At 72.1% G+C, this 26,653-nt stretch carries 20 protein-coding genes; 9 read left to right on the top strand and 11 right to left on the bottom strand.

All coding sequences use genetic code 11. The features are described 5' to 3' along the window. Position 1: 1 nt before the first annotated feature. From AB0O34_RS18285 to AB0O34_RS18275, 3 genes are read right to left on the bottom strand one after another with little or no spacing between them, the layout of a single operon-like run. A complete protein-coding gene (locus AB0O34_RS18285) occupies positions 2 to 1,291 on the bottom strand; it encodes a VWA domain-containing protein (protein ID WP_363916639.1) in 1,290 nt (429 codons plus the stop codon). Then, positions 1,284 to 2,198: a protein phosphatase 2C domain-containing protein gene (locus AB0O34_RS18280; RefSeq protein WP_363916637.1), complete on the bottom strand. Its 915-nt coding sequence runs from the start codon at positions 2,196 to 2,198 to the stop codon at positions 1,284 to 1,286. Before AB0O34_RS18280 ends, AB0O34_RS18285 begins: the two co-directional genes overlap by 8 nt. Then, positions 2,195 to 4,318: a tetratricopeptide repeat protein gene (locus tag AB0O34_RS18275; RefSeq protein ID WP_363916635.1), complete on the bottom strand. Its 2,124-nt coding sequence runs from the start codon at positions 4,316 to 4,318 to the stop codon at positions 2,195 to 2,197. The genes AB0O34_RS18280 and AB0O34_RS18275 overlap by 4 nt, the downstream gene beginning before the upstream one ends. Here AB0O34_RS18275 and AB0O34_RS18270 point away from each other — a divergent pair. Continuing rightward, the gene (locus AB0O34_RS18270; RefSeq protein ID WP_363916633.1) at positions 4,287 to 4,637 is read left to right on the top strand and encodes a hypothetical protein; all 351 of its coding nucleotides are present in this window, start codon (positions 4,287 to 4,289) and stop codon (positions 4,635 to 4,637) included. The two genes, AB0O34_RS18275 and AB0O34_RS18270, sit on opposite strands and share 32 nt — an antisense overlap. Positions 4,638 to 4,680: 43 nt before the next feature. Here the strand turns inward: AB0O34_RS18270 and AB0O34_RS18265 are convergent, their stop codons facing one another. The 3 genes from AB0O34_RS18265 to AB0O34_RS18255 form a co-directional block, all read right to left on the bottom strand. Next, positions 4,681 to 5,871, bottom strand: coding sequence for a hypothetical protein (locus AB0O34_RS18265; protein ID WP_363916631.1), 1,191 nt, complete (start codon positions 5,869 to 5,871; stop codon positions 4,681 to 4,683). A 232-nt stretch (positions 5,872 to 6,103) separates the two neighbouring features. Next, entirely contained in the window at positions 6,104 to 6,316 is a 213-nt protein-coding gene (locus AB0O34_RS18260) for a hypothetical protein (protein ID WP_363916629.1), read from the bottom strand. Positions 6,317 to 6,370: 54 nt separating this feature from the next. After that, the gene (locus AB0O34_RS18255) at positions 6,371 to 7,393 is read right to left on the bottom strand and encodes a GTPase (RefSeq protein WP_363916627.1); all 1,023 of its coding nucleotides are present in this window, start codon (positions 7,391 to 7,393) and stop codon (positions 6,371 to 6,373) included. A 140-nt stretch (positions 7,394 to 7,533) separates the two neighbouring features. On the opposite strand from AB0O34_RS18255, the gene AB0O34_RS18250 reads away from it, so the two are divergent. From AB0O34_RS18250 to AB0O34_RS18235, 4 genes are all read left to right on the top strand, one after another. Next, a complete protein-coding gene (locus AB0O34_RS18250) occupies positions 7,534 to 10,998 on the top strand; it encodes an AAA family ATPase (RefSeq protein ID WP_363916625.1) in 3,465 nt (1,154 codons plus the stop codon). Between the two features lie 87 nt (positions 10,999 to 11,085). Further along, positions 11,086 to 11,484 carry a hypothetical protein gene (locus AB0O34_RS18245; protein ID WP_363916623.1) on the top strand — a complete coding sequence of 133 codons (399 nt, stop codon included), beginning with the start codon at positions 11,086 to 11,088 and terminating at the stop codon, positions 11,482 to 11,484. Further along, the gene (locus AB0O34_RS18240; RefSeq protein ID WP_363916621.1) at positions 11,484 to 11,789 is read left to right on the top strand and encodes a nucleotidyl transferase AbiEii/AbiGii toxin family protein; all 306 of its coding nucleotides are present in this window, start codon (positions 11,484 to 11,486) and stop codon (positions 11,787 to 11,789) included. Before AB0O34_RS18245 ends, AB0O34_RS18240 begins: the two co-directional genes overlap by 1 nt. A 67-nt stretch (positions 11,790 to 11,856) precedes the next feature. Beyond that, on the top strand, positions 11,857 to 13,131 hold the full coding sequence (locus tag AB0O34_RS18235; protein WP_363916619.1) for a hypothetical protein: 1,275 nt from the start codon (positions 11,857 to 11,859) through the stop codon (positions 13,129 to 13,131). Positions 13,132 to 13,186: 55 nt separating this feature from the next. Here AB0O34_RS18235 and AB0O34_RS18230 read toward each other — a convergent pair whose 3' ends face one another. The 3 genes from AB0O34_RS18230 to AB0O34_RS18220 form a co-directional block, all read right to left on the bottom strand. After that, complete coding sequence (locus AB0O34_RS18230) at positions 13,187 to 15,979, bottom strand: AAA family ATPase (RefSeq protein WP_363916617.1); 2,793 nt, start codon at positions 15,977 to 15,979, stop codon at positions 13,187 to 13,189. A 224-nt stretch (positions 15,980 to 16,203) separates the two neighbouring features. After that, positions 16,204 to 18,054 carry a 2-isopropylmalate synthase gene (leuA, locus tag AB0O34_RS18225; RefSeq protein ID WP_363916615.1) on the bottom strand — a complete coding sequence of 617 codons (1,851 nt, stop codon included), beginning with the start codon at positions 18,052 to 18,054 and terminating at the stop codon, positions 16,204 to 16,206. Positions 18,055 to 18,148: 94 nt separating this feature from the next. Continuing rightward, complete coding sequence (locus tag AB0O34_RS18220; RefSeq protein WP_363916613.1) at positions 18,149 to 18,484, bottom strand: hydroxyisourate hydrolase; 336 nt, start codon at positions 18,482 to 18,484, stop codon at positions 18,149 to 18,151. A 515-nt stretch (positions 18,485 to 18,999) separates the two neighbouring features. On the opposite strand from AB0O34_RS18220, the gene AB0O34_RS18215 reads away from it, so the two are divergent. From AB0O34_RS18215 to AB0O34_RS18200, 4 genes are all read left to right on the top strand, one after another. Beyond that, the gene (locus AB0O34_RS18215) at positions 19,000 to 19,179 is read left to right on the top strand and encodes a hypothetical protein (protein ID WP_363916611.1); all 180 of its coding nucleotides are present in this window, start codon (positions 19,000 to 19,002) and stop codon (positions 19,177 to 19,179) included. Positions 19,180 to 19,619: 440 nt separating this feature from the next. After that, on the top strand, positions 19,620 to 22,703 hold the full coding sequence (locus AB0O34_RS18210) for a BTAD domain-containing putative transcriptional regulator (protein WP_363916609.1): 3,084 nt from the start codon (positions 19,620 to 19,622) through the stop codon (positions 22,701 to 22,703). Then, the gene (locus AB0O34_RS18205) at positions 22,700 to 23,374 is read left to right on the top strand and encodes a helix-turn-helix domain-containing protein (RefSeq protein ID WP_363916690.1); all 675 of its coding nucleotides are present in this window, start codon (positions 22,700 to 22,702) and stop codon (positions 23,372 to 23,374) included. The genes AB0O34_RS18210 and AB0O34_RS18205 overlap by 4 nt, the downstream gene beginning before the upstream one ends. After that, positions 23,334 to 24,152: an aminoglycoside phosphotransferase family protein gene (locus tag AB0O34_RS18200; RefSeq protein ID WP_363916607.1), complete on the top strand. Its 819-nt coding sequence runs from the start codon at positions 23,334 to 23,336 to the stop codon at positions 24,150 to 24,152. Before AB0O34_RS18205 ends, AB0O34_RS18200 begins: the two co-directional genes overlap by 41 nt. Positions 24,153 to 24,375: 223 nt before the next feature. On the opposite strand, the gene AB0O34_RS18195 is transcribed toward AB0O34_RS18200, so the two are convergent. Further along, entirely contained in the window at positions 24,376 to 25,398 is a 1,023-nt protein-coding gene (locus AB0O34_RS18195) for a LacI family DNA-binding transcriptional regulator (protein ID WP_363916605.1), read from the bottom strand. Positions 25,399 to 25,688: 290 nt separating this feature from the next. After that, on the bottom strand, positions 25,689 to 26,653 hold a 965-nt coding region (locus tag AB0O34_RS18190; protein ID WP_363916603.1), incomplete at its 5' end, for a helix-turn-helix domain-containing protein.

Raw genomic sequence — 26,653 nt, 5'->3', positions numbered from 1 at the left:
CTCAGTTCTCCGGGTCCTTGCGCATGCGGACTGTGCGGACAGAGCGGGTGTCGAGCGCGATCTCGTCGGCCTTGTCGACGGTGCGCTTGAGGCGGGCGGTCCCGGTCTCGGGATCGACGTCGACGACCTTGTCGAGCAGCTTGGCGGTCTCCTCGTTGCCGGCCTTCTCGGCGATGCCGCGCGCCTTGCCGAGCCGGGCGGTCGCGGTCTCCAGGTCGCCGTCGTTGCGCGCCTGCAGGCCCTCCTGGATCAGCGAGGCGAGCTCCTGCTGGCCGGTGTAGTGGGCGACCCTGGGGTTGATCCTGGTGGACTGGACGGGGTCGTCGCTCCACTGCGCGAGGATGTTCCCGCTGGCCAGCACCTCTCCCGTGCCGGGCAGCACGAGCTTCACCAGGCCCGCGCGCATCTCCTGGCCGACGGTTCCTGCGGGCACCCGCACACTGACGTGGTACTCACGCGACTCCCCGCCCCAGGCGCCGGTCGGGTAGTCACCGGTCAGGGCGTCCACCTCGGTGCGGCGGCCGGTCAGGTCCTCAAGCGCCGGGGACACCTGCTTGACGAAGTTCAGGGTCGCCGCCCGGGGGGTCCACACGCGCAGCGCGACGTCGGCGACGGTCTTGCCCATGGCCGCCTCGGTCATCGCCCGGAAGTCGGCCTCCAGCTCCTCGGGCCTGCGGACGTCCATGACGCTGCCGAGCAGGGTGGAGCCGATCCTGCGGACCTCGGCGACCACCCAGTCGGTGCCCACGCCGCGGCAGTCGCAGACGAACTTGCCCGAGCAGTAGGTGAGGTTGGCGTCGAACTCGGGGGCGGGCTCGTGCTCGTTCTTGCCGTCGGTCAGCAGGATGGCGTGCCTGATGGCGCCGGGGTGGTTCACCTGGTGGGCGCTGAACAGGTCGGCGGCGCGGCGCAGCCACCGTCCCATGGCGGTGCCGCCCTCGGCCCGCAGGCGGGAGATGGCGTCCTTGGCGGCGTGCCGGCTTCCCGGGTCCGCCGGGACGAGCTGCCCGTTGCCCGGGAAGATCACCTCGGCCTGGTGGTTCCCGGAGATCACCGCGAAGTGGACCCCGTCGCGGAGCGTGTCGACGGCGGCCTGGGCGGCCTTCCGGGCGTCGGCGATCTTGCCGTACGACATGGAGCCCGAGGTGTCGACGATGATCACCTCGGCCGCCTCGGCGACGGCGGCGCGTTCGACCGGGCCGCTCGCCTCGACCGTGATGATCCCGTGGACCTCCTGGCTCCCCGCGGGCAGGTACTTGTTCTGGTCCACGCGAATGGTGAAGTCAGTCACTTCTCTCCTTCGGGAATGCCACCGTGGCGTCGGCCCGCTCCCCCTGTCCGAACGGGATGACGGCGACGGTGATGTTGTCGTGCCCGCCCGCCTCGTTCGCCAGCCGTACGAGCCGCCGCGCCGCCGCGAGAGGGGTTTCGTTCAGGGCCGTGGCGGCCAGCGCCTCCGGCTCCGGGTAGTAGTTCCACAGGCCGTCGCTGCACAGCAGCACCACACCCGGCCCGTCCGTGGTGAAGGTCCGGATGTGCGGCACGACCTCGCCCGCGTCGGCGCCGAGCCACGCGGTAAGCATGTGCGTGCCCGGGGTGGCGTCGTCGGTGGTCAGCAGCGCGCACTGCGAACCGAGCCAGTACGCCCGGCTGTCGCCCACCCAGCCCACCGTGACGTGCCGCCCGGCGACCACCGCGGAGACGTAGGTGCAGGCGGGCGAGTCCTCCCCTGGCCTGGCCGAGGCGGCGACCGCGTCGGCCGCCAGGCGTACGGCCTCACGGGTGGCCGTCTCGGCGTCGTCGCCGTCGGCGAGCCTCTTGGCGATGGTCGCCGCCGCGAGGTCGGCCGCGGCCTGGGACGCCTCGTCCGGGCGGGGAGAGGTCGACACCCCGTCGCAGACCACGGCCGCGACCGATGCCGGCCCCAGGGTGAGCAGGGCCATGGCGTCCTCGTTGCGGCTGTGCCGCAGACCGCGGTCGCTCACTGCCGCGGAGGTCTCCAGCTCGATCTCGACGTGGTCGCGCCCGGTGGGCTGGAGCATGCCGCAGTTCTCGCAGTAGCCGTCCGCTCCCACGCTCGCCGACCCGCACGCCGTGCAGGCGACGCCGGCCGCCGAGGACAGGTCGTGGCCGCACCCCTCGCAGAACGCCTCGCCGGCGAGGACGCGCGTCCCGCACCGGGGACAGGAGCCGCTCACCACATCGTCCTCGGGCGCACGGAGTTGGCGCGCCCGATGAGGGCGTGCCGGGCCTCGGTGGAGCCGGCCGACCTGGCGAGCGCGCGGTAGACCCGTTCGAGCTCGCCGCGCACACCCTGCTCGTTCAGCGGCGTGCCGAGCAGCGTGCCGCCGCCGGGCGCCGACTGGCCGGTGACGAACCTGGCGAGCGCGCTCTCGAGTACCTCCGAGGCGAGCCCGTCGCGGTCGCGGGAGTCCAGCTTGAGGGTGCGCAGCCGCTCGCCGGCGGCGACCAGCTCGGGCTCGGCCGGTGCCTGCCCCCGCACGGCCACCGCCACCGCGGCCACCTGGGCGGCGGTGCGGTGGATGGAGGTCGGGGGCACCTCGTCCAGGGCGCGGGTGGCTCCGGCGCGGTCGTGCCCGGCGAGCCGGATGCGCGCGAGGCCGAAGCAGGCGCTGACGAAGGAACGGTCGGTCTGCCAGATCGCCGCGTAGTGGCGGGCGGCCTCGGCACCGGCCCCCGCGGCCTCCAGGGCGAACGCGAGGGCCAGCCTGGCCGCGCTCTCTCCGGGGAACCACGAGTAGAGGCCGTCGAAGTACCGCACGGCCATGCCTGCGTCGCCGGAGGCCAGCTCGGCGACCCCCCGGTACCACCACAGCCGCCAGTCTCCCGGCAGGTCCTTGCCCGCCGCCGCGTACAGGGCCTCCGAGACGGGACGGCCGAGCTCGCTCAGCACCCTGATCAGCGCGAGCGAGGTCTCCGGGGTGGGAGGCGCGGACTCCAGCACCGCGATCAGCTCGTCGGGGTTGCCGGAGGTGAGTCCCGCGAGGAAACCGGCCGCGGGGTCGAGCGGGTCGACCAGGGGGACGGGCAGCGCGGACGCGGCGTCCGGCCGGTTGAGCTCCCCGAAGACCTGGCCGGTGGTGGCCGGGGCCAGGTCGGTGCCCACGGCGGTGCGCTCGGGGCCGAAAACGCCCGACTGGGCGGGGTGCGGAACGCCCTCCTCGGCGGCCCTGGTCTCCCTGAGCACGCCGACGAGCTGGTCGGACATCTCCCCGGCGTTCTGGAAGCGCCTGCCGGGGTCGGGATCGGTCGCCCGCTGCAGGAACCGCTGGTAGGACTCCCTGCCGGGGCCCATGTCGGGCAGGGGAGTCGTGTTGCCGCCGCTGGCGGGGCTGAACGGGAAGCTCAGCACGGCGAGCGTGCGCCCTACGGTGTACAGGTCGGAGGCGACCGAGGGCCCGCGGGAGGCGATCTCCGGCGCCTGGTAGCCGACGGTCCCGTAGATCGCGCTGTCGGGGTCGTCCACGCGCCGCACCGCGCCGAGGTCGATGAGCTTGAGCTGCTCCTCCACCTGGATGACGTTGGCGGGCTTGAGGTCGCAGTACAGCATGCCCCGGTCGTGCAGGTAGCCGAAGGCCCGAAGGATCTCCAGCCCGTAGGCGATGACCTGGGACAGCGGGAGCGCCTCGCGGTTCTCTGTCTCCCTGAGCCTCGTGCGCAGCAGGTCCTGCAGGGGCTCGCCGCCGACGTACTCCATGACGATGTAGCCGACCATCGTCCCGGTGCCGGGGTCGGGGTGGTTCACGAAGTTGAAGATCTTGACGATGTTCGGGTGGTCCATCGCCGTGAGGTAGCGCCGCTCGGCCTCGGCGGCGGCGAGCGCCTCCAGGTCGCCGGTGTCGAGCAGGCCCTTCATGACCACCCAGCGGCCGTCGAGGTTGCGGTCGGCGGCCAGGTAGATCCAGCCGAGGCCACCGTGGGCCAGGCAGCCCTTGACCTCGTACTGCCCGGCCACGAAGTCGCCCTCGCGGAGCTTCGGCGTGAACGAGAAGCGCTGGCCGCAGTGCGGGCAGAACCCCTCGGGCCTTCCCGGCTGGCCGTCCCTGCGGCGGCCCACCGGCTTGCCGCAGTCGGGGTTGCCGCAGAAGCGCCGGTCCTCCGGCACCACGGGGTCGGCGAGGACCACCGCCGAGGGGTCCCGGTAGGGCACCGGGGGCACCTCGACGAGTCCCATGCCGAGCATGCCCCTGCGTGCCCGGGTGCTCGTGCGCCGGGAGCCGCCGCCGAAGCCGGTGGACGCCGTGCCGGCCGAGCTGGTGACGCCCGTGCCGGGCACGCCGATGGACGGCCTGGTCATCGAGCCCTGCGGCACCGCGCCGGAGGCCGGCCCTCCCGCCGAGGGCCAGGCGGGCGCGGGACGGCCCGGCGCACTCGGCGGCGGCGTGCCCTGGGGAGGCGCGACCACCCCGGACGGCGAGGAGGGCCACGCGGTGACCGGCCGGCCCGAAGCACCGACGCCGGGAGGACCCAGCGGCGCACCCTGGGGCCACGCCGTCCCCGGCCCGCCGGGCGCGGGCCCGTTCTGGGATCCGCCGTTCCCCGGCCCGCCGGACGCCGGCCCTGACGGGGCCCGCGCGGGCTCGGGCGCGGGGGCCATTCCGCAGGTGTCGCAGTAGCCGTCCACCACCGTCCCGGCGCATCCGGGTTGCGTGCACTTGGTCATCCGGCCGCTCCGATCCGAGTGATGGCCCGCTGGTACTCCGCGACCGCGACGGTCGCCCGCCGCAGATCGCACGGCGCCGACCACAGAAGGTCGCGCGCCGCTCCGTACAGCCCGGCGAGCGTGACGTCCTCCGCGTGGCCGAGGCGCACGGCCTTCGCCTGGTAGGCGGAGAGCCGGCCGCGAAGCTCGTCACGGCGGCCGATCAGTCCGCCGATCGACTCGGCGACCCTGCCCGCCTGCGCGAGCGCCTCCTCGACGCCACGTTCGAGCCCGGTCAGGCGCTCGACCAGCTCCAGCCAGCGGCCCTCGACCGTGCCGAGCGCCCCGAGCCGGTCGCGCAGCGCGGGCGCCTGGTCGGGGAGCTCGGGAAGCGCGGGTGAGGCGATCTTGAGCAGCACCGTGTCGCGGATCCGGCGGACTTCGTCCTCCGCCTCGGCGACGCGCGCGATGCGCTCGCCCAGCAGGCGCGCCCGCTCGGCGTACTCCTCGCGGACCCGCACGGCCTGCTCCAGCGCGCCGCGGCGGGCGGCCACGGCGGCGGCCGTCGCGTCCAGCTCGGCGCGCAGCGCGAGGGAGCCCAGGGGGTCGGTGGTGACCGCGGCGCGGAGGCGGGCGGCCTCGGCGTCGAGGCGGTCGAGCGCGGGGTCGGGCGTGCCGAGCGCGCGCGCGAGGTCCCTCGCCGCGCGGCGGCCGGCGTCGGCCTCGTCGAGCCTGGGCAGCAGCGCGCTCCAGGCGGCGTCCACGGCCCCGATCGTCTCGGCGACCTCGCGGTACGCCTGGTCCATGCGGGCGAGGACGACGTCGAGGGTGATCCACTCGCCGACGGCCCGGAGCAGGGAGCGCTTCTCGACGGGCACGTCGTCGGGCTTCAGCTCCACCGAGGGACCGGTGAGCAGCGTGGTCAGCGTGGCGATGTCGGGCCTGTTGACGGCCCTGATCTCCTGGGCCCGGTCGAGCACCCGGCGATAGGTGTCGAACAGCCACCACAGGGTCACGAGCCTGACCTGCGCCTGCTCCCAGCGCCGCCCGGTCTCCCCGGTGGGGGTCAGGCCCTTGAGCAGCTCGTGGCTCGGGTGCCCGTCGAGGTCGAGCAGGTCGCCGGCGATGCGGTCGCGCTCCTCCATGCGGCGGCGCAGGGCGTGGTCGATTCCCTCAAGGCTCATCGACGGGCCGGCGGCCCCACGCATGCCCAACGCTCCGCGCCTCCCCCAGGTGTCGGACGGACCAGTCCATCTACATACACATTCTTTCCACATTTTTTAGGCGCGCGTGCGCCGGGCGGGTCCGTGAAGGCAGGTATTCGATCACATACCGGTCACATCGCCGTTACGCGAGGGAGGCCGGCGGCATGTGGAAGGCGTCTTCGCACGTCGTACGGGCACCGCGCCGCGGCAGAGGGAGCGCCGGGAGCGTCCGGGGTCACCGCGTGACGAGCCAGTTCCAGATGCTCCTGACGACGTCGAAGCCCACGTCGGCGACGACGCCGAGCCGCCGGGTGACGGCCTGCTTGATGAGGTGCTCGATAGCGGCCTCGTCGCGGTACTGCACCGCGTAGTCGAGCCGCGTGAGGTATTCGGCGTCCTCCCGGCGCCTCGCCTCCACCGCCTGGTGGATGTCGTCATCGTCGATCATGGCTGGTCTCTCGCATCGGCGGGACGGCGGTTCCGGCGGGCCGCCGGTGGGGTGTCACAGGGGGAACCGCGCCGGGTCCGCGGCCCTGACGCCGCGGACGCCGTCCCAGAGCACGAAGTTGCCGTACTCCCGCATCGCGGAGACCGGCACGCCCGCCAGCTCGGCGGCGTCGTCGAGCACCCGCTGGAACCGGAAGACGGCGGTGGGTCCCAGCTTGTTGACCACGCTGACCATCAGCCGCGCGAGGTTGAAGCGGAACAGCGCCGAGCAGGGCAGGACGCGGTGGTTGTCACGCAGCCGGGAGAAGACCGCGGCGTGCTCGGGGTGGGCGGCGGAGTACCTCTCACGCACCCGCTCGGAGAAATGGCCCCGGTAGTGGACGGCGTGCCTGTCGAAGCTCAGCCTCTCGTCCGACACCGTGAACTCCCCGGTGTTGAACGTGCCGGCGCGCAGCAGCTCGCACCATGGTTCGATGACCGTCTTCTCGACGTAGTCGGCCTTGCGCTGCAGCCGGGCGGCCAGTGCCGGGCTGGGGACGAACGAGCCGTGGCGCCCGCGCATGTCGAAGATCCACGGCGGCGGGGTCAGCATGTCGGCCTTGGTGAGGACGAACGTCAGCTTGCTGACGACCTCCCTCCGCAGTTCCGGGCCGGCGCCCTTCAGGATCCGGTCCAGGTGGCGCGTCTCCTCGGCCGTCGAACGGCTGTCGGCGTGAACGGCCCATATGACGACGTCGGACTCGGAAAGCCTGTCCAGGTACATCGACCTGTACGCGAGATCGGCGCCCGCCGACTCCCCCATTCCAGGCATATCCCAAAATGTCAGCATATGACCAGAATTACCGGGGACTGAGATGGCGTGCGGCTCGCGGGTGACCGGTTTCAGGTCGCCCACCGGCAGCTGCGTGCCGAACAGGGCATTGAGCAATGACGACTTTCCAACACCCGTTTGACCCATTATTGCTACACTTAAAGGCCTATTAGCCTCGACGTCACGTTCGTGACGTACGCTCTGCCTGACCTCTTCGAGCTGGTGCTCGTCGAGCGCGTCAACCGAAATTCGGTCGATCCTTGCCACGCGCTCACCTCACGTCATAGCGTTAACAAGTGTTTACGGCTGTTTTCTGCCACCGGCCCCATCGTGGCCATTGATCCTTGCGATGACCTTGCGGGGAAGGCCGTCGATGGAGAATCGCAAACCGATCCCCGGCGGTGAACGTGGCGAGATTCGATATCAGACTGCTCGGCGAGGTCTCGATCCTGGTGGACGGAGCGCCGAGGAAGCTCCTCCCGCAGACGGCCAAGGCCCTCGCCATGCTCGTCTCGGCCAAAAACCCGATCCCGCAGAACAACCTGGCCGCCGCCCTCGGGCAGGGCCCCGACTGGCCGGTGCCCGACGTGGCGCCCCCGCTGTCACGGCTGCGGCAGGCCCTCGCGGGCAGCGGGCTCGACATCCCGCCCGCCAAGTGGTCCCACGCGTACGAGCTGGTGGAGAAGCGGCAGGGCCACCTCGCGGCGACGCTGGACGCCTCCCGGTTCGAAAGGCGGGTGCGCGAGGGGCGGGAGCTGTACGAACAGGGGGACCTCACCGCGGCCATGGCGGCCCTGCGCGCGGCGGCGGGCGAGTGGAGGGGCGCGCCCTTCGCCTCGCTGGCAGCCGGCTGGAGCCTGCCGTGGGTCTGCGAGACCTACCGCGCCAAGCTGGATGAGCAGCGCAAGGAGCTGGTGCGGCTCGTCGCCAGGATCGCGCTCCAGCAGGGCCGCTACGAGGACGCGGCCTTCCTCGCCGAGGGCGTCGTCGCAGAGGGGCAGGACGACACCACGGCGGTGTGGCTGCTCCGCTTCCTCACCACCCTGCGGGAGGACGGCGGCGCCGCGGCCGGACGCCTGGTCGAGCGGCGCCGGCCGCTCTCGCGGGGCGACGAGGCGGTGCGCCGCGCCGACGACCTGCTGGCCCTGCACGAGCACGGCTTCGACGTGCGGGCTCCGCTCGGCGCGGGCGGGGAGTCCGGGGAGCAAGGCGGTCCCCCGGTCCTGATCGGCCGCAGGCGGGAGGTCCTGGAGCTCTCGCGCCTGGTCGACCGGCTGGGCGGCGGCGACGCAGGGGCCCTCGCGGTGTGCGGCGTGGGCGGCATCGGCAAGACCCGCCTGCTGAGGGAGGCCGCCCACCTGGCCGCCCGTACGCGGGTGCGCATGGTGACCGTGATGTGCCAGGAGCTCGACGGCCTGCAGCCGTGGCGCGAGCTGTCCGGGGCGCTCTGGGGGCACCTGCGGCGCGACCTGTCGAGCCCCGCCGAGCCGATCAGCGCCCAGGAGCGGGACACCCTGGCGAAGCTCATGTCGGCGGGCGCGCTCGGCGACTCCCCCGTGCGGCCCGGGCACGAGCGCGACCCGAGGGAGCTGACCTTCCTGCTGACGAGCCTGCTGCGCCGGGCCGCCGGCGACGGGCTGCTGGTCGCCTTCGACAACGCGCACCTGCTCAGCCCGTACGCCGAGGAGCTGCTCCAGCACGTCAGGAGGGGGCTCGGCCCGGCCCCTGTGGGTTTCGTCCTCGCCACAAGGGCGGAGGCGGCCCACTGGAAGGAGGTGATGGACACCGTGACCGTGTCCCCACTGACCGTGGACGAGGTGGGGCAGTGGCTCGGCCAGGTGTGGGGCAGGGAGCCGACTCCGGACGAGACCAAGGAGGCCACGCACGTCACCGACGGCCTGCCGCTGGAGCTGTGCGAGCTGTCCGAGCCGTCCGAGCGTGGCGAGCCGCGCCCCGCCGGCGCCCGCACCGGCCCCGCCTTCCACTGGCTCGCGGCCGCCGCCATCACCGCGCTCGGCCTCGACATCGACACCGCCCTGGTGACACGGATGCTGGGGCTCTCACCCGGCGAGGCCGACCGCAACCAGGCGCTGGCCGCGGCGGGAAACGCCATCAGGGGCCACGACCGGGTGTGCTTCCCGCACGACCGCTCGCGCGAGGGCGTGCTCGACGACCTGAAGCGCGATCCCGCCCTGGCCAGAGACCTGCACCGCCGGGCCTTCGAGGCGCTGTCCGAGCGTATGGCCACCACGGGCTGGGTCGATCCCGCCCTGCCGGTGCGCATCGCCCAGCACGCGCGGGCCGCCGGAGCCGGCGTCCCGCAGGAGCGCGCGGCGACGGCCTGCCTGGACGCGGCGCGGGCCGAGCAGCGCGGGTTCGGCGTCGAGAGCGCGGTCGCCTGGGCGCACATCGGGCTCGGGCTCCGGTGCGACGCCGCCACCCGCGCCGGGCTGCTGATCACGCTCGGCGACGCGCTCAGCGACGGCGGCGACATGGACGAGGCGGGACGCCGCTACCTGTCGGCCTACCAGACGGCCGAGGGGCTGCCGAGGCTGGCGGCCGCGGCGGCCGTCCGGCTGGCCCGCAGGTGGTCCGCCCCCGGCCAGGTCGACCAGCAGCTCACCCACCTGCTCCAGGCAGCCATCGCCGGGCTCGGCGACGACTCCGGCGAAGAGGCCGTGGGGCTGCGCCTGCAACTTCAGGCACACCTCGCCAAGAAGCGGGCGATGGCGGTCGGCCAGAGCGCCGGCGGGGTGCCGGCGGGGGTGGAGCTCGCCCGCGCCACGCTGCTGGAGCTGCCGGTGAGCGGTGACGCCCTTGTGCGGTGCGAGGTCCTCGACGAGTGCCGCTGGGCGCTGTTCGACCACGCGCACCCGGGCGAGCTGCTCGACATCGCCGGGTGGCTCCACGACGCGGGGATCCAGGCGGGGTCGGCGTACTTCCAGAGCGAGGCCATGGTCGCCCTGGCCGTCGACCAGCTCAGGCTGGGGCTGCTCAGCGAGGCGCTCGGCAGCGTGGACAACCACCGCAGGCACGTCGCCCGCAACCCCCGCGCGCTCGGCCCCTGGCTCCAGAACACCCTGGACACGGTGATGGACCTGTGGAACGGCGACTTCCAGCGCGCCGAGGAGCGCCTCATGGGCGAGTCCCTGCGCATGGTCGAAGAGCTGTCCGCCGACCAGGCCGTCCCCGCGGAGACCCTGCGGCAGACCTGGATGGGGCAGTACTACTGGCTGCTCCACGAGCGGGGACGGATGGGCGAGCTGTTCGGGTCGGGGCTGGCCCGGCAGATCGAGCAGCACGGGTACTTCCCGATCTGGCGGGCCGCGCACGTGCTCGCCCTGTGCGAGGCCGGGCAGCACGACGAGGCCGCCGACCGGCTCGCGGCCATCGTGCGCGAGACGTCCGGCCTGGACGCGCTGCCGCCCCACGGGTGGACGGTGCCGACGCTCGCGGTCCTGGCCGAGGCGTGCGCCCTGATCGGCGAGGCCGGGGTCGAGGGAGCCGAGCTGGAGGCCCACGTGCCGCTCCTGCGCGACCGGCTGGCCGCCTATCCAGAGGAGATCGTGCTCGCCGGGTGGCCGACCGCGCTGCTCGGGCCGACCGCGCGGTTCCGCGGGCTGCTGGCCATGATCTCGGGCGACGCGGCCGGGGCGCTGCGCTGCTACGAGGAGGCGACGCGCATGGTGTCGGGCGCGCCGCCGCACATGGCGAGGATCCAGCTCGACCGCGCCAAGGCGCTGCGGCTGCTCGACCGGTCCGACCCGACGGGCGAGGCGACGCGCCTGCTGCACCGCTCGCTCCGCGTGGCCGACCGCCTGGGCATGGCACGGGTGGCCGCCGAGGTCCGCTCGCTCCTGGCGGAGAGCTGACGGCCGGGCCGGCTCCCCCGGAGGCCCCGCGCGGGGCGATCGCCGCGGGGGCGGGCCGGACGGCCGCGGGTGGCCCATAATGGGCGCATGTCCACGCAGGTGCCGAGCCGCTACGACGACATCGCCGACCGGGTGCCCAGGTCCCTGTCCGACCTGCGCGGCCCGGCGACCGGCGAGGTGCCCCTGCCCCTGCACCTGTGCTGGTCGGGGGTGCGCGAGTTCGACGTCGCCAACCCCGCGATCCGCCTCGGCATGTACCAGATCGTGATCGCCGAGGGCATGCTCCCCGACGTCGAAGGTTTCCTCGACGCGCGCCTTCTCACGGAGATCTGGCCGAAGCTGCGGCGGCTGATCAACTCTGCGGCCCGTGTGGAGTGGGAGTCGCGGTTCCCCTCGCTGGCCGAGACGGCGAGGGCCCACGAGGCCGAGGTGCGGGCGGAGATCCGCCGCGCCCGCGAGGCGATCCGCGCCAGGGCGGCCTCCTGATGGACATGCCACCGTTCCACCGGCGCATCCTGTCGGCCGCGCTCGACGTGTGCGACGCGCACGGCCTGGTGCTCGCCGGCGGGTACGCCATGCGGGCGCACGGGCTGGTGGAGCGGCCGAGCCAGGATCTCGACTTCGCCACCGTCGCGTTCACCCCGCTTGAGGAGATCACCGAGGATCTGGCGAGGGCCCTCGAACGCGACGGGCTGGAGGTCGAGCAGCAGCGTGACAGCCCCCGGCTGGCCCGGCTGACGGTGAGCGATCCGGCGGCCGAAGGGCAGGTTCACTCTCAGGTTGGGGGATGACGGACCCGCGGGGACGGCGAAGGATGAAAGACGGCCGTCCGAGGCGCCATCGCCGGAAGGAGCCGCGATGATCGGCATCGACATCCCCCTCTGGGCCGCGCGGCTGCGAGCGTGGCGGCGGGGCAAGCTCTGGAGCCGTGAGGATCTCGGGCAGCGGCTCGCCGGCGCGGCGGACGAGGACACCCGTGACCGCCTGCCCGCCGGGGAGGAGCTCACGGAGACCTTGCGCTCGTGGGAGACCGGCGAGCGGCGGCCGGACGAGCGGCAGGCCGAGTTGCTCTGCCGCGTGTACGGCGCGGGCGAGGGCGAGCTGTTCGGCGGGGAGAGCGGGGAGCCCGCCGGCACGGCGCTCTGGCACCACCTGACGGGGATTCCGCTGGTGCCGGGCCGGTTCACGCCCGAGGAGGAGGAGCGCACCGGCCGCGCCATCGAGAACCCGGCGCGGGCCGACATCGAGACCGTCGCCTACCTCGAAGCCCTCCTCGACGCCTGCGCGAGGCCCGCCCGCCGGCCCGCCGACCTGGCCGACGTCCTGTCCCCGGTCTTCGTCCTGATCCAGGGCTTCCGCGGCGACGCCAGGCCGTCCGTCCGCCGGGCCCTGATCACACTCTCGTCGGAGGACGCCGAGACGATCAGCCGCATGCGCTACGAGGCGGGCGACCTCGACGAGGCCCTGCGCTGGTCCGACCGCGCCCGGCGCGCCGCCGGCCAGTCGGAGGACGAGGGGCTGGTGGCGTACACGCTGGCCAGCCGCGCGGGGCTGACAGGGCCGGGCAGCGATCCCGGCGAGGTGGTGGAGATCGCCGTCGCCGCCCGCGAGCGCCCGGTCAGGGAACACGCGGCCCCGTCTCCGCGCCTGGAGGCGATGACCCGCCTGCGCGAGGCGCAGGGCCACGCGATGGCCGGGGAGGAGGACATGTGCCACCGCCGCCTGGAGGAGTCCGCCGAGCCGCCCGAGGCCGAGCCTGAGGAGCGTACGAGGTACACGTTCGGCTACTCCCCCTCGCTGCACGACGTGCTCGCGGCGGAGTGCTTCCTCGACCTCGGCCATCTGGACGACGCGATCGAGATCCTGGAGCGGGAGCTCACCTCCGCCCAGGTGAGCACCGCGACCGCCTACGACCTGGCCCGCCTCGCCCACGCGTACGCCGACGCGCACGAGAGCGAACGCTCCGCGCAGGTCGCGCGCCGCGCACTCGATCTGGCCAGGCAGACCGGCGCGGCGCGCGCCCTGCGCGAGCTCCGCCTCACGCGAAGCGGTCTGCTCCCCGGCCCGCGGCGGCGCCGGCCGTGGAGGCCGGGAACGCCGGGGGCACCGGGAGGACCGCGCTGGGCGACATGAGCGCTCCCGCGGCTAGGCGGTTCAGGCGGTTCTTGGGCAGAGCCGTTTCAGTTGGTCAGGCGGGCATCGACGTACCGAGCTCCAGCGTGGAGGGCAGCTCGGCGCGGCTGGTGATGTCCAGCTTGCGGTAGGTGCGGGTCAGGTGCTGCTCGACGGTGCTGACCGTGACGTACAGCTTGTCGGCGATCTCGCGGTTGGTGTAGCCGGCCGCGGCCAGCACCGCGACCCGCCGCTCGGCGTCGCTCAGGATGGCCGTCACGTCGGCCACCTCCGTGGCCGAGCCCGTCACGGCGGCGCCGCCGCCGTCGCCGTCCCGCGTGAGCGACCGGCTCAGCGGGTCTGCGTGGCACTCCTGCGCCACCGCGCGGGCCCGGCCGCCGATCATGCCCGCCCGCCGGTACTCGCCGAGCGAGTGGAAGGCCTCGGTCAGGTCGACGAGCACGCGCGCCAGCTCGTACCGGTCTCCCCCGGACTGCAGGAGGTCACCGGCCTGGCGGAGAAGCATGGGACGGTGACGGGGCTCGCTGGTGGCCGACAGCAGGCGCATGGCGATCCCGTGCACGCGCGGCGCGCCGGTCCCGCAGCGCCTGATCTGCTCCTCCACCAGGCGGCGGGCCTGGTCGGGCCTTCCGAGGCGCAGGCACGCCTCCGCCGCCTCGGTCCGCCACGGGATCAGCCAGGGCACGTCGAGGTCCCACCTGCCCATCAGCTCCCCGCACCGCTGGAAGTCCCGCAGCGCGAGCTGCGCGTGGTCGGTGGCCAGGCTGTAGCGGCCACGGGCGTGCAGGTAGTGCAGTCCCCACCGGGTCTGGAACATGGCGTCCGGCACGGGCTGGTCGAGCAGCTCGTTGACGGCGTCGTGGTTGCCCATCGCGGTGGAGGCGATCACGAGGCTGGACAGCGGGCCGCCGACCGCGACGCCCCAGCCGCTCAGCGGGATGATGTCCAGGGCGAGACGGCCGTGGAACTCGGCGCCGAGCATGTCGCCCTGGCGCAGCGCGATCTCCGCCCTGATCGCCGACAGCCGTGCCCGCCTGCTCGGGGCGTGCCTCGACGAGGCCTCGTCGATGAACAGGTCGCACCACGGCGCCGCCTTGTCGGGCCGCCCGCCGTAGGTCAGGGCGAGCAGGGCGCTCTCCACGGTGTCCATCGACATCTCGTCGAGGCGGGAGCTGCGCAGGATCCGCTCGACCACGGCCACGATCTCGTCGCGCGGCCCCCGGGTCAGCACGGCGGCGAGCGTGATCGCCGACTCGAGGCGCCGGTAGGCCGCCACCGACAGGATGGCCGCGCGGGACTGCTCGCCGGTCACCTGGGGGAGCTGGGAGAGGAACGGGGTGTAGGAGCAGCGCAGCCAGGGGCGGGTGACCACGAGCTCGGTCACCGTGTCCGCGTCCAGCTTCTCGCCCGACTCGCTGAGGTGCTTGAGCACATCCTGGGCGTCGTCGAACTTGCCGTGCCACAGCAGGGCCTTGGCCAGCACGACCGCGTCGCTGCCCCGCAGCTGTCCCTTGTGGAGCGCGTCGGTCAGCTCGGGGAAGTGCCCGGTGGGCGTGCTCGGGTTGATCCGCCACTCGGCCCGCATGAGCGCGGTGGTGATCCTCACCCGCTGGTGGTCGTCGGTGCTGATCCGGCAGGCCAGGCGGAGGTACTCCACCGCGGGCGCCACGCGGCCGTCGCGCAGGGCGTGCCGCGCGGCGTCCTCCAGGACGTCGACCGCCCAGTGATCGTCGACGCGGCTCGCGTGCAGGAGGTGCTCGGCGATCACCGTGGTCGAGCCGCCGCTGTCGTACGCCAGCTCCGCGGCGCGGCGGTGCAGCGCGCCCCGCTCGCCGGCGTCGAGCTCGGCCAGTACGGCCGCGCGGGCCGCCTCGTGGCGGAAGCGGCCCATGGTGAGCAGCCCGGCGGTGGCCAGTGCCTGAAGCTCGCGGGACACGAACTCCGGGCCGACCTTCAAAAGCCGGTCGAGCGAGGCGGGCTCGCCGAGGATGGCGAGCCCCCACGCCACCTGCAGCATCTTCGGGTCGGCGCGGTGCAGGCAGGAAATGACGGCCTGCCCGTATCCGTCCCCCGGGACCAGCTCGGCGGGTGGCTCGCCCGCGGCCCGCGTGGCCGCCTGGTAGTCCTCCACCAGCCCGGCGGTGAGCAGTGGGTTGCCGCCGCTGAGCGCGTACCACTCGCCGGCGAACCGCTCGGCGCTCTGGGTCCCGAGCTGCTCGGCCACCAGGCTCATCACCCCCGCCTGTGACAGCGGTGTGAGCTGGATGCGGCGGCAGTGGGGCTGCCGGAGCAGTTCGGTCGGGAAGGAGGTCTCGGCGTACCGCCCGTGGGTGGAGTGGCTGAACACCGCCACGATCGAGGCGAACCGCACCCGCCGCGACAGGTAGGCCAGGCAGAGCAGCGACGCCCGGTCGGCGTGGTGCACGTCGTCGACCACGATCATCAGAGGGTAGCGCTCGGACAGTTCGAGCAGCACGGTGCAGAGGGCGTGCACGATCTGCGCGTCCACCTGCTTCAGGGTGTCGGTCTCGGGACCGGAAGACATGACGGTGCGGGCCCCCTCCCGCAGGAGGGCCATGGCGCGTTCACGTTCCTCCAGGACAAGCGGGGCGTCCTGGATCAGCTGGCCGAGGACGCCGAGCGGCAGATCCCTCTCGGCCAGGGAGCCCGTCGCCGTGATGGGCAGCGCGCCCAGCTCGGCGGCCTGCTCGGCGAAGGAATGCAGCAGCTCGCTCTTACCGGTGGCGACGGTACCGCTTACCAGGGCGACCCGGCCCTTTCCCATGATGGCGCTGGCGAGTAGGCCCTCCAGGGAGGCAAGTGCCTCCTGTCGTTCGATCAGGCTCATGACGAGCCTCCCTTTTTCCCGACGAATTCCACATGTCGCCGCGGATCAGAAGCGCAGCGCGAGAGATGAACGGTCGTGTGCGCGGATCCAATGAATCGCGTACACGCCGTTTCCCCGCCGAACTCGCCGCATGATCGGGGCGCCTTTCCGATTGTCCGTACTTGTCCGTTTTTGGTGACAATGGCCACGCTAAGCTTCGGCGCCTTCCAGCTCTTATCGGGCGGCTATCGTCGCGAGGCCATCGTCGGGCGGGACGGACGGGACGGACGCGGAGCGGGCACGCCGAGGTCGCCGGGCTCCCCCGCCTGCGCGGGAACGGCGCCCGCCTCGGGCCGGGGCGTGGGGGGCGCCGGCTCGAGGCGGGCACGGGTGACGGCGGAACGCACCGCCGACAGCGAGGCCGCCTCCACGTCGCGATCGACGCCCGCGCCCCAGAACGTCCTGCCGTCGACCCGGCACTCGGCGTAGACGACCGCTTCGGCACCGGCCTCCCGGGGCACGGCCGGGGCGCACGCGCTGCGGTGCAGGGCCCGTACGTCCACGCCCCACCGCGCGAGCGCGCCGCGCACGCCGCGGACCGACTCCGACCGCGCGCCGCCGACGTCGAACGGCTCGCCGTCGATGTGGAGCTCGGCCGTCACGGGCTCGCCGGTGAAGACGAGCGGGAGGGGGAGCAGCGGGTACTCCACATACCGCCGGTCGAAGAGCCGCCTGACGCCGTCGGGCGTGATCTCCCCGCCCTCGGCGTCGGCCAGTTCCTGGACCACGCCGACGAAGTCGACCTGCAGCGGGCGCGGCAGGTTCATCCCGTGCCGGGCGCTCATGACGTAGGCCACGCCGCCCTTGCCCGACTGGCTGTTGATCCGGACCACCGCCTCGTACGTGCGGCCGACGTCCCGAGGGTCGAGCGGCAGGTAGGGCATCTCCCAGGGAAGGTCTCCCGCCCGCACCCCCGCCTCGCCGGCGGCGTGCTCCATGGCGTCGAAGCCCTTCTTGATCGCGTCCTGGTGCGAGCCCGAGAAGGACGTGTAGACCAGGTCGCCGCCGTACGGGTGGCGGAGGTGGACCGGGATCTCGTTGCAGTACTCCACCGTGCGGCGGACCCCGTCCAGGTCGGAGAAGTCGATGCCCGGATCCACGCCGTGGGTCAGCAGGTTGAGCCCGAGGGTGACCAGGCAGACGTTGCCTGCCCGCTCCCCGTTGCCGAACAGGCAGCCCTCGACGCGCTGCGCCCCGGCCAGCAGGGCCATCTCCGACGCCGCGACGCCCGTGCCGCGGTCGTTGTGGGGATGGATCGACAGGCAGACGTGCGGCCTCCGGGAGAGGTTGCGGTCCAGCCACTCGATCTGGTCGGCGAACACGTTCGGCAGCGAGCGCTCGACGGTCGTGGGGAAGTTGAGGATGATCTCGCGCCCGGCCTCCGGCCGCCAGACGTCCATCACGGCCTCACAGACCTCCAGGGAGAAGTCGAGCTCGGTGTCGTTGAAGAGCTCGGGCGAATACTCGAAGCCGAGGTCGCACCCGCTCAGCAACTTGTCCGCGTATTTCATGACCAGCCGGGTGCCCTGTACCGCGAGGTCCTTGCATTCGTCGCGGTTCATCCCGAAGACCACGCGCCGGAACAGCGGCGACGTGGCGTTGTACAGGTGGATCGTGGCGCGCGGTGCGCCTTCGAGGCTCTCCACCGTGCGCCTGATCAGCTCGTCGCGCGCCTGCACAAGGACCGAGATGCGCACGTCGTCGGGGATCAGGTCGCGCTCGATCAGCCTGCGCACGAACGCGAAGTCGTCCCGGCTCGCCACCGGGAACCCGACCTCGATCTCCCGGTACCCCATGCGCACCAGGAGGTCGAACATCGCCATCTTCCGATCGGGGGTCATGGGGTTGGCCAGCGACTGGTTGCCGTCGCGCAGGTCGGTCGAGAGCCAGCGCGGAGCCGAGGTGATGGTCCTGTCCGGCCAGAGGCGGCCGGGCAGCGCCACGGGCGTGAACGGGTGGTAGCGGGCGGCCGCGGGCCTGCCCGCCTTCGGGGTGTGCGCGAGGTGCGCCGCTCTCGTGGTGCCGGGGGTCGTCACTGTCGTGTTCCCTTCTCCGCCTGGACCGGCCCGGGCACCGTGCCTCGCTCGGGACGGCGGACGCCGGGACGGGCCACAGCACGAATACCGTCGATCACGCGATCCTGAAATGCGTCGAATACGAATACGGGGAGAGCATCACCTGAATCTGGTAGGCATCGGCCTCGTCCTGCATGCGGAAAGTCACGATTATCTCGGGATACGCCGCGCTAAGCCCCAGGCCGACGAAATAGTAATCGCTGTCGAACCTGATGCGATAAAGGCCGCGGTCGAGTTTCTTGTCGCGCCATTCGCATATCCGGCCCTCGCTGTCGGTCTCCGCGCCGGCCAGGTCCTCCCAGCCTCCGTGGGCGTCCCGTTCCAGGCGCGCACGTACACCGGCGGCCGAGCGGCCGTAAACGCCGTCCAACGCTTGCGCAGTAATACTCATGTCAAGAACACCTATCTGCCGGCCCGCCGAGACGGACAGCTCCAAGCGCCATCGCGGTCGGCGCGCCGGTCGTCCCGGCGCCGTCCGCGCGACGCGCGCACGAGCGGCCCGGCGGAGGGTCGTCCACCCGGCCCGCCGTCCCCGGCCCGACGTGCATGCGTATCCGGGGGGCAGGAAGATGCCGGTGGCACCGGCCAGTCCCGGCCTGCGCGTCAGAGTGCCGCAGGCCGCTATCGGTTCACTTTCGCCCGGCTATTCACGGCTATCACTCGACGCCGCCCCGGAGCATCTCGTCGCAGGTCATACCGCTATCGCAGGCTTCCCGCGACCGTGGCGGACCTGCCGTCCGGCATATGCGCGAAACATAAGAAACCGCCGACTGCCCCCGCGACCTGGACAGATGCCAGCCGAGAAGCGATCCGATAAGAGCCGAATGGTGGCGCTATCTACGTTGAGGGGGTTCCAGCCGATCGGCTGAGGAACACCACCGCGACACCACGAAGAGGTCAGCGAAGATGAGCGCCCACAACAGCCGCCGCGCCTCCCGATTCGTATCCGCCGTCGGCGCCACCGGCGCCTCCCAGAAGGCGGCCCCGGCCCGTGCGGGATCCTCCTCGTTCACGGTGTCCCCAGCAGGCACGAATGCCTCGCTGCCCCCCATGCGGGCCGCCGGCGGCAACACCCCGTGGGGCTGACCCGGCCGGCGCGATGCTGCGGCTCCGTGTCCACATCCGGCCTCGCCGGAGCGCTCTCCACCGGGTCACCAGGTTTACCGGGTGTCCTGACCACTACATAAATCTACCTATATCAGGACATATCACAGTTCGGAAGCGTGCTCGGCGGGCCTCGGATGGTTGCACGCGCAAATAAGTATGCGGATTCAGAAAGTATTCGTAGACTCTCTATAGATCCGAACCTCGTATAGTAGTACGATCCAGACATAAGTGACATCGCCATATGTGACCAGCTCGCGCCCGACAGTATCTGCGCACGGTGTCATAGACCGGCCAATGCCGATGTTTACTACGGGGTGGATCTGCTGAACCACGCACCTGGTACCTCTCGGTACCTCTCGCATCGGAGGGTGAGCGAACTTCCGGAATGGGCCGCGAGCTTTCATGCGAGGAGATGCAGGGTGGAATTCGGGATTCTGGGAGCTCTCGAAGCGTCTGAGGCAGATCGGCGGCTGGATCTCGGGGGAATCAGGCAGCAGATCGTGCTGGCGGTCCTCCTGCTCGACGTGAACCGGGTCGTCACCATCGGCCGGCTCATGGAGGCCATCTACGGCGACGAACCGCCGACCACGGCCCGCGCGCAGGTGCAGATCTGCATTTCATCCCTTCGCCGCCTGTTCTCCGCGAACGGCAACCCGGACATCATCTCCACCCAGTCACTGGGATACGCGATCCGGGTCGCCGCCGACCAGATCGACGCCCAGCGATTCGAGAGCCTGACGCTGCGGGCGCGGCACGCCCGCGAGGCGCGCAACGTCAACGAGGCGATAAAGCACTATCGCGAGGCCCTGTCGCTGTGGCGCGGGCCCGCCCTCGACGGGATCGACAGCAGGCTCGTCCAGTCGGCGGCGAGCAGGCTCACCGAGAACCGCGTCACGGCCAATGAGGACTGCATCCAGCTGGAGCTGGATCTCGGCCGGCACCACGAGCTGGTCGGCGAGCTGACCGAGCTCACCGACGAGTACCCCCTGCGCGAACGGCTTCGCGGCCAGCTGATGACGGCGCTGTACCGATCAGGGCGGCAGGCTGAGGCACTACAGGTCTACCGCAACGCCCGCCGCACGATGATCGAGGAGCTGGGCATCGAGCCCAACGAGCGGCTGCAGCAGCTCGAACACGCGATCCTCACCTCCGACGAGAGCCTGGACCCGCCCCCGCCGCCGGTGCAGGAGAAGGTGGTGATCCAGTCGCCGCCGACGGTCCCGACCATCCCGGGGATGCTGCCGACCGACATCGCCGACTTCACCGGCCGCACCAAGCAGATCGAGGACATCCGGCAGCGCCTGATGCTCGCCACCGAGGACCGCTCGCGCTACGCCGTGCCCATCATCGTGATCGTCGGCAAGCCCGGGGTCGGCAAGACCACCGTCGCGGTCCACGCCTCCCACAGCGTCGGCGAGCGCTTCCCCTACGGCCAGCTCTTCGCCGACCTGCACGGCGGGGCGTCCCGCCCCACCAGCCCCATGCAGGTGCTGGAGCGGTTCTTGCGCGTACTCGGCGTCTCCGGCACCGCGATACCCGACGGCCTTGAGGAGCGGGCCGAGATGTACCGCGCGATGCTCGCCGACCGCAGGATGCTCATCGTGCTCGACGACGCCGGCAGCGAGAGCCAGGTGCTCCCCCTGCTTCCCGGCAATCCGTCCTCGGCGGTCATCATCACGAGCCGCAGCCGTCTCGCGGGGCTGGCGGGCGCCGTCCACATCGACCTGGAGACCTTCGACTCCGACCAGTCGGTGAACCTGCTCTCCCGCATCGCCGGGATCGAGCGGGTGCAGTCGGAGATCGAGGCCGCCGAGGCCCTGTCGGAGCTGTGCGGCCACCTGCCGCTCGCGCTGCGCATCGCCGGGGCGCGCCTGTCGGCCCGCCCCCACTGGAGCATCGAGCAGCTCGTCAGCCGCCTGGAGGACGAGACGCGCAGGCTCGACGAGCTCAAGCACGGCGAGATGGGCATTCGCGCCAGCATCTCCGTGACCTACGACAGCGTCGGTGAGGACGCCCGCCGCCTGTTCCGCCGCCTGACGATCCTGGACGCCCAGATCTTCTCCGCCTGGGTCAGCGCGGCCCTGCTCGACCAGCCCCTGTCCACCGCGCAGGACCTGCTCGACGATCTGGCCGACGCGCAGCTCATCGACACCACGGGCGTCGGGTACGGCGTGCACAGCCAGTACCGCTTCCACGACCTCATCCGCGTGTTCGCCCGGGAGCGCCTCGCGGCCGAGGAGTCCGCCGCCGAGCGCAACGCGGCGCTGGCCCGCGTCCTCGGCGGGCTGCTCTTCCTCGCCGAGGCGGCGCACCGCCGGGAGTACGGCGGGGACTACGTCCAGATCCACAGCCCCGCCCCGCGGTGGCCGCTGCCCGCCAAGCTGGTCGACCAGCTGGTGGCCTCGCCCCTGCAGTGGTACGAGCGAGAGCGCTCCATGCTCGTGTCCGGCATACGGCAGGCGGCGCAGGCCGGGTTCGTCGATCTGTGCTGGGATCTGGCGATCAGCTCGGTGACGCTCTTCGAGTCGCGGGTCTACCTGGACGACTGGCGCGAGACCCACCAGATCGCGCTGACGGCCACCCGGCAAGCGCAGGACAAGTGCGGGCAGGCGGCGATGCTCTACTCCCGGGGCTCGCTCTACATCACCGAGCAGCGGTTCGGCGACGCGCGCTGCGACTTCGAGGCGGCGGTCCAGCTCTTCGAGAAGATCGCCGACCGCCAGGGGACGGCCCTGGTCATCCGCAACATCGGGTTCCTCGACCGGCTCAGCGGGAGGTTCGCCGACGCCGAGGCCCACTACCGGCGGGCCCTTGAGATCTTCCGGGGCAACGGGGACCAGGTCGCCTCGGCGTACGTGCTGCACAACCTGGCCCAGTTGCGGCTGGAGTTCGACGACCTCCCGGGCGCGCAGCGGCTGCTGTCGGAGGCGCTGGAGTTGAGCCGACGCAGCGGCAGCAGGAGGGTCGAGGCGCAGGTCCTGCACCGCATCGGCCACACCTACCTCCAGTCGGACCAGCCCGCGCTGGCGGTGGAGGTGTTCGAACAGGCGCTCAACGTGGTGCGCGACATCGGCGACCCCACGGGCGAGGCGTACGCCCTGCACGGGCTCGGCATCGCCCGGCTCCGCCGCAGGGAGCTCCCCGAGGCCGAGAGCGCGCTGCAACGCTCGCTGATGCTGGCGAGCACCTCGAGCGAGCACCTCGTGGAGGCACGGGTGCAGCTCGGCCTCGGCGAGCTGGCCAAGACCCGCGACGACTCGCCCCAGGCGGTGATCCATCTGGAGCAAGCGCTTACCTTGTTCAGGCAGATGCACATGCCGCTCCAGGAGGCCCGGACGCTGATCAGGCTGGGCGACGCGCAGCAGGCGGCCGGCGACGGCGACGCGGCGCAGGACTCGCTGAGCCAGGCGCTCGCGCTGACCGACAAGATGGACGCCCCGGTGGCCCAGCAGATGCGCGGGCATCTCACCCAGCGGCTCGCCGAGCAGAGCCTCAAGGACTGACGCACGCCACGGGCACCCTGCGCGAGCTCATCGTCGAGGGAACGCTCGAAGGACTCGCCTCCGCGCGAGCTCGCGGCCCAGTCGGTGGCCGGCCGCGGTCGCTGGACGTCGATGGAATCGAGACGGCCCGAGCGCTGTACGAGATGAAAGGCCAGGACGGCAAGCGCAAGTACACCGTCCAGCAGATCGCGGACCGACTCGGCGTCGGCCGCGCAACCATTTACCGGAACCTCGACTCCGAGCCAAATAAGAAGCATCGGCAACGCCGAACCCGATCGAGCCGGGAGAGTGGTCTGGCTCAGCGCCGAGCATCAGAGCGGCCTCCTGCTGCTCTATGCGGGGACTCGGAGTTCCTGACGTACGCGGTGACGAAACTCCCTCGCGCACGTCTCGGCGTTCCATGGCTTCAACGCCTGCAGGAAATGACTGACGTAGGTGAGGGAGCGGGTGGAGGCGACGTGGGACAGGATGTCCCGGCGGCGCAAGCACTGACCCGGTGCTCGATCTCCGCTCACCCTGAAAGCAGGCTGCGGCCTGCGGTAGTCTCAGCCCTTTCCTTCCCCTTGGCGGGACGTGGCCGGAGGACGCGCTGTCCTCCGGCCCGAGGGATAGAAAGGGCGAAGCGGACGTATGGCGGCTGGCCGATGCACCCACAGCCTCGACATTCGTGACGACGTCGTGGTCAAGCGCTACACCTCGTGGGAGCGAGGAGAGCCCCGCCGGGAATGGGCGGCGCTTACCCTGCTCGCCGAACACGCTCCTGACCTGGCGCCCGCGCCTGTGGAGGCCACGCTGGAGGCTCATCCGCCAATGATCGTGATGAGCAGGCTGCCCGGCCGCATCCTGCGGGGCGAGCACGCCACCGGCGAGCAGCTCACGGCCATGGCCGCCGCTCTGAACCGATTGCACCAGATCCCGGCTGAGGTGGTGCGAGCCGTGGAACCCGCCCCCTGGGGGCCCGCCACCGCAGTGGACAAGACCCGCGCCTGGGCCGACAAGCAGCCCGACCTCGGCGACAACCCGCTCGTGCAGGAGGCGTTCCGCGCAGGGGTCGCTTGGCTGGCCTCCACCGCCCCCGACCAGCTCGTCACGAATCCTCTGCCGCCCGTCCTCGGCCTGGCGGACGGAAACCATGCCAATCTCCTGTGGGACGACCACGAGGGCCGTGTGCGACTGATCGACTGGGAAGACTCCGGCCGCAGTGATCGCGCCTTCGAACTCGGCGAGATAACCGAGCACATCTCCCGCCACGACGGCGCCCTGGACGCAGAGCAACTGCTGGCCTGCATCGACCTGGCCCCCGGCGAAGCCGAGCGGGTGCGCGATTTTCGTCGCCTGATCGCACTGGGCTGGTTTCTCCAGCTCGGCCCCGACGGGCCGGCGACACCCCACAACCCGGTAGGCACCCTGGAACGCCAGGCCGAAAGAGTTCTGCAACTGCTCAGCTGAGCGTACGCGACGGACTTCGAGTCCGCACCGGGCCAAGCCGGGTTTCGGCCCAGAGAACCGGCGTGGGCGAGATGGCCTCGCCTGTCGGACTGGCCTGCCAGTAGGAGTGGAACGGCGAACCGGGTTTAGCGTCACATCCGTTGACGCTGTGGATCCGGCTTAGCCAGGTGCAGCTGCGCCGAACCCTCTGTCTCGAACCAGCCGATCTTGCGGCCCGGGTTCCTCAGGCCGCCAGCGCCCGTACCTTGGCCGGCGCGGTGGAGCCGCGGACGACGAGCTCGGGCTCGAAGAGCAGCTCCTCGGCGGTCGCCGGCGCGCCCTCGATCTGGTTGACCAGCAGCGTCACCGCGGCGCGGCCGACGGCCTCGATGGGCTGGCGGACCGTGGTCAGCGGGGGGTTGGTGCAGTTCATGAAGGCGGAGTCGTCGAAGCCGACGACCGAGACGTCCTGCGGCACCGACAGGCCGAGGCGGCGCACCGCGCGGATCGCGCCGAGGGCCAGCGGGTCGCTGGCGCAGATGATGCCGGTGATCCCCTCGCGGACGAGCCGCGTGGCCACGGCCTGGCCGCCTTCGAGGGAGAACAGGCTGCGCTCGACGGCCCCCGGGGCGATCTCCAGGCCCATGCGCCGCGCCGCCAGGGTGAACGCCTGCAGCTTGCGCCGCGAGGGGACGTGGTCCTCGGGGCCGAGCACCAGGCCGATGCGCTCGTGGCCGAGCGAGATCAGGTGGCTGAACGCCTGCTCCACCGCGACGGCGTCGTCGGTGGACACGCGCGGGAAGTCGAGGCTGTCGGCCGCGGCGTTGACCAGGACGACGGGCAGCCCGAGCCCGAGGAGCCGGTGATAGTGCTCGTGGGGCGCGTCGGCCTCGGCGTAGTGCCCGCCGGCGAACACCACCCCGGAGACCTGCTGCTCCAGCAGCATCTCGACGTAGTCGGCCTCGGAGAGCCCGCCCGCCGTGCGCGTGCAGAGCACGGGGGTGAAGCCGCGCTGCGCGAGGGCGCCTCCGACCACTTCCGCGAGGGCGGGGAAGATCGGGTTGCCGAGATCGGGGAGCACGAGACCGACCAGGCGGGCGCGCTCGCCTCTCAGCTGAGTAGGCCGCTCGTATCCGAGCACGTCCAGTGCGGTCAGCACGGCCGCACGCGTGGTATCGGACACCCCGGGCTTGCCGTTCAGCACACGGCTGACCGTGGCCTCACTGACCCCGACCTTCTTAGCAACTTCCGCAAGTCGACGTGTCACGCCGCAAGCATACTGTAAAAAACGACGCAAGCCGCTGACACCATAGCCGTCGGCTATGGGAGTGCCTTGTCAGCCCCGCTGGCGAGCCCCGGCTCGGCGATTTCCCGGACCGCGACCCATCACCACAGCTAGAGACCGACGAAGCTCGGCGGACGCGGAAAACCGGGCGCCACAAGGGATCCCTCGCCGCGTCCGGCCCGTCCGACCGGCGCTACCGGGTGACGGTTAACACTCCGGCAATATTGCGCAATCTCGTCGACTTATTGCGAGATCGATAGGTGACACGCGTCTCATTCGCTCGGACGTTCGGGCCGCCGGGTCAGCGGTCGCAGCCGGTTGAGGCGCAGGGCGAGCTGGATCTCCAGGGCGCGTTCCGGTGCCTGCCAGCCGTCGCCGAGCAGCCTGCCGACCCGGTCGAGGCGCTGGGTCACGGTGTTGACGTGGATGTGCAGGCGCTCGGCCGTGCGCGACAGGGTCGATCCGGCGCCGAAATAGGTGTCCAGGGTCTGGACGAGCGCGGTGCCGCGGCGCCGGTCGTAGGCGAGGACCGGCCCGAGCGCGGACTCAAGGAATCCGGCGACGTCCCGGTCCTGGCCGATGAGCAGGCCGACGAAGCCCAGCTCGTCGCAGCCGGCCCCCTCCCCCGCGCGCCCGAGCGCGAGCATGGCCTCCGCGCAGCGGCGGGCCTCGCGGTAGGCCTCCGCCACGGCGGCCGGGCCCTGGACCGGGCCCGCGGCGCCCGCCGTGACCGGTGTCCCGAGGGATCCGCCGAGTTCCTTGGCGACCCGCTGGGCCGCCGCCCCCGGTTGGATGCCGGGCAGCAGCAGGATGGTCTCCTCTCCCCGGGCGGCGACCAGCCCGTGGCGGGAGGCGGCGTCGGAGGAGGCCCAGAACGCCGTGCGCTGGCGGGGTCCGGGGTCCCCCGCCCGATGCCTTGCGACGACCAGGATGTGCGGCGCGTCGAGGTCGACCCCGAGCAGCCGCGCCCTGCCGTACATGGCGTCGGAGTGAACGTCCCTGCCCGTGAGGAGGTCGTCCAGCAGCTCTCCTCGCACCCTGCCCTCGGCCGCGGCGGCGGTGCGGCGGAACAGCAGGATCAGGGCGGTGACCAGCGCGGCGCGTTCGAGGATCCGCTGGTCGGCGTCGGACACCTCGTCGGGGGTGCGCAGAACCAGCGTGCCGAGGATCTCGGCGCCCGAGGCCACCGAGGCGACCCACAGGTCGCCGCGCTGGACGGTCCGGCCGAGGCCCCCGG

The organism is Sphaerisporangium sp. NPDC088356, assembly GCF_040685555.1.
In the GTDB taxonomy this organism is placed as follows: Bacteria; Actinomycetota; Actinomycetes; order Streptosporangiales; family Streptosporangiaceae; genus Sphaerisporangium.
This window is presented reverse-complemented; position numbering and strand designations above follow the sequence as displayed.

What these genes read in the sequence shown, in the direction of transcription:
- AB0O34_RS18240 (WP_363916621.1), top strand. Translation starts at nt 11,484, where the DNA reads ATGGACATGCCACCGTTCCACCGGCGCATCCTGTCGGCCGCGCTCGAC.
- AB0O34_RS18230 (WP_363916617.1), bottom strand. Translation starts at nt 15,979, where the DNA reads ATGAGCCTGATCGAACGACAGGAGGCACTTGCCTCCCTGGAGGGCCTA.
- AB0O34_RS18215 (WP_363916611.1), top strand. Translation starts at nt 19,000, where the DNA reads ATGAGCGCCCACAACAGCCGCCGCGCCTCCCGATTCGTATCCGCCGTC.
- AB0O34_RS18245 (WP_363916623.1), top strand. Translation starts at nt 11,086, where the DNA reads ATGTCCACGCAGGTGCCGAGCCGCTACGACGACATCGCCGACCGGGTG.
- AB0O34_RS18200 (WP_363916607.1), top strand. Translation starts at nt 23,334, where the DNA reads ATGGCGGCTGGCCGATGCACCCACAGCCTCGACATTCGTGACGACGTC.
- AB0O34_RS18265 (WP_363916631.1), bottom strand. Translation starts at nt 5,871, where the DNA reads ATGCGTGGGGCCGCCGGCCCGTCGATGAGCCTTGAGGGAATCGACCAC.
- AB0O34_RS18220 (WP_363916613.1), bottom strand. Translation starts at nt 18,484, where the DNA reads ATGAGTATTACTGCGCAAGCGTTGGACGGCGTTTACGGCCGCTCGGCC.
- AB0O34_RS18260 (WP_363916629.1), bottom strand. Translation starts at nt 6,316, where the DNA reads ATGATCGACGATGACGACATCCACCAGGCGGTGGAGGCGAGGCGCCGG.
- AB0O34_RS18235 (WP_363916619.1), top strand. Translation starts at nt 11,857, where the DNA reads ATGATCGGCATCGACATCCCCCTCTGGGCCGCGCGGCTGCGAGCGTGG.
- AB0O34_RS18275 (WP_363916635.1), bottom strand. Translation starts at nt 4,318, where the DNA reads ATGACCAGGCCGTCCATCGGCGTGCCCGGCACGGGCGTCACCAGCTCG.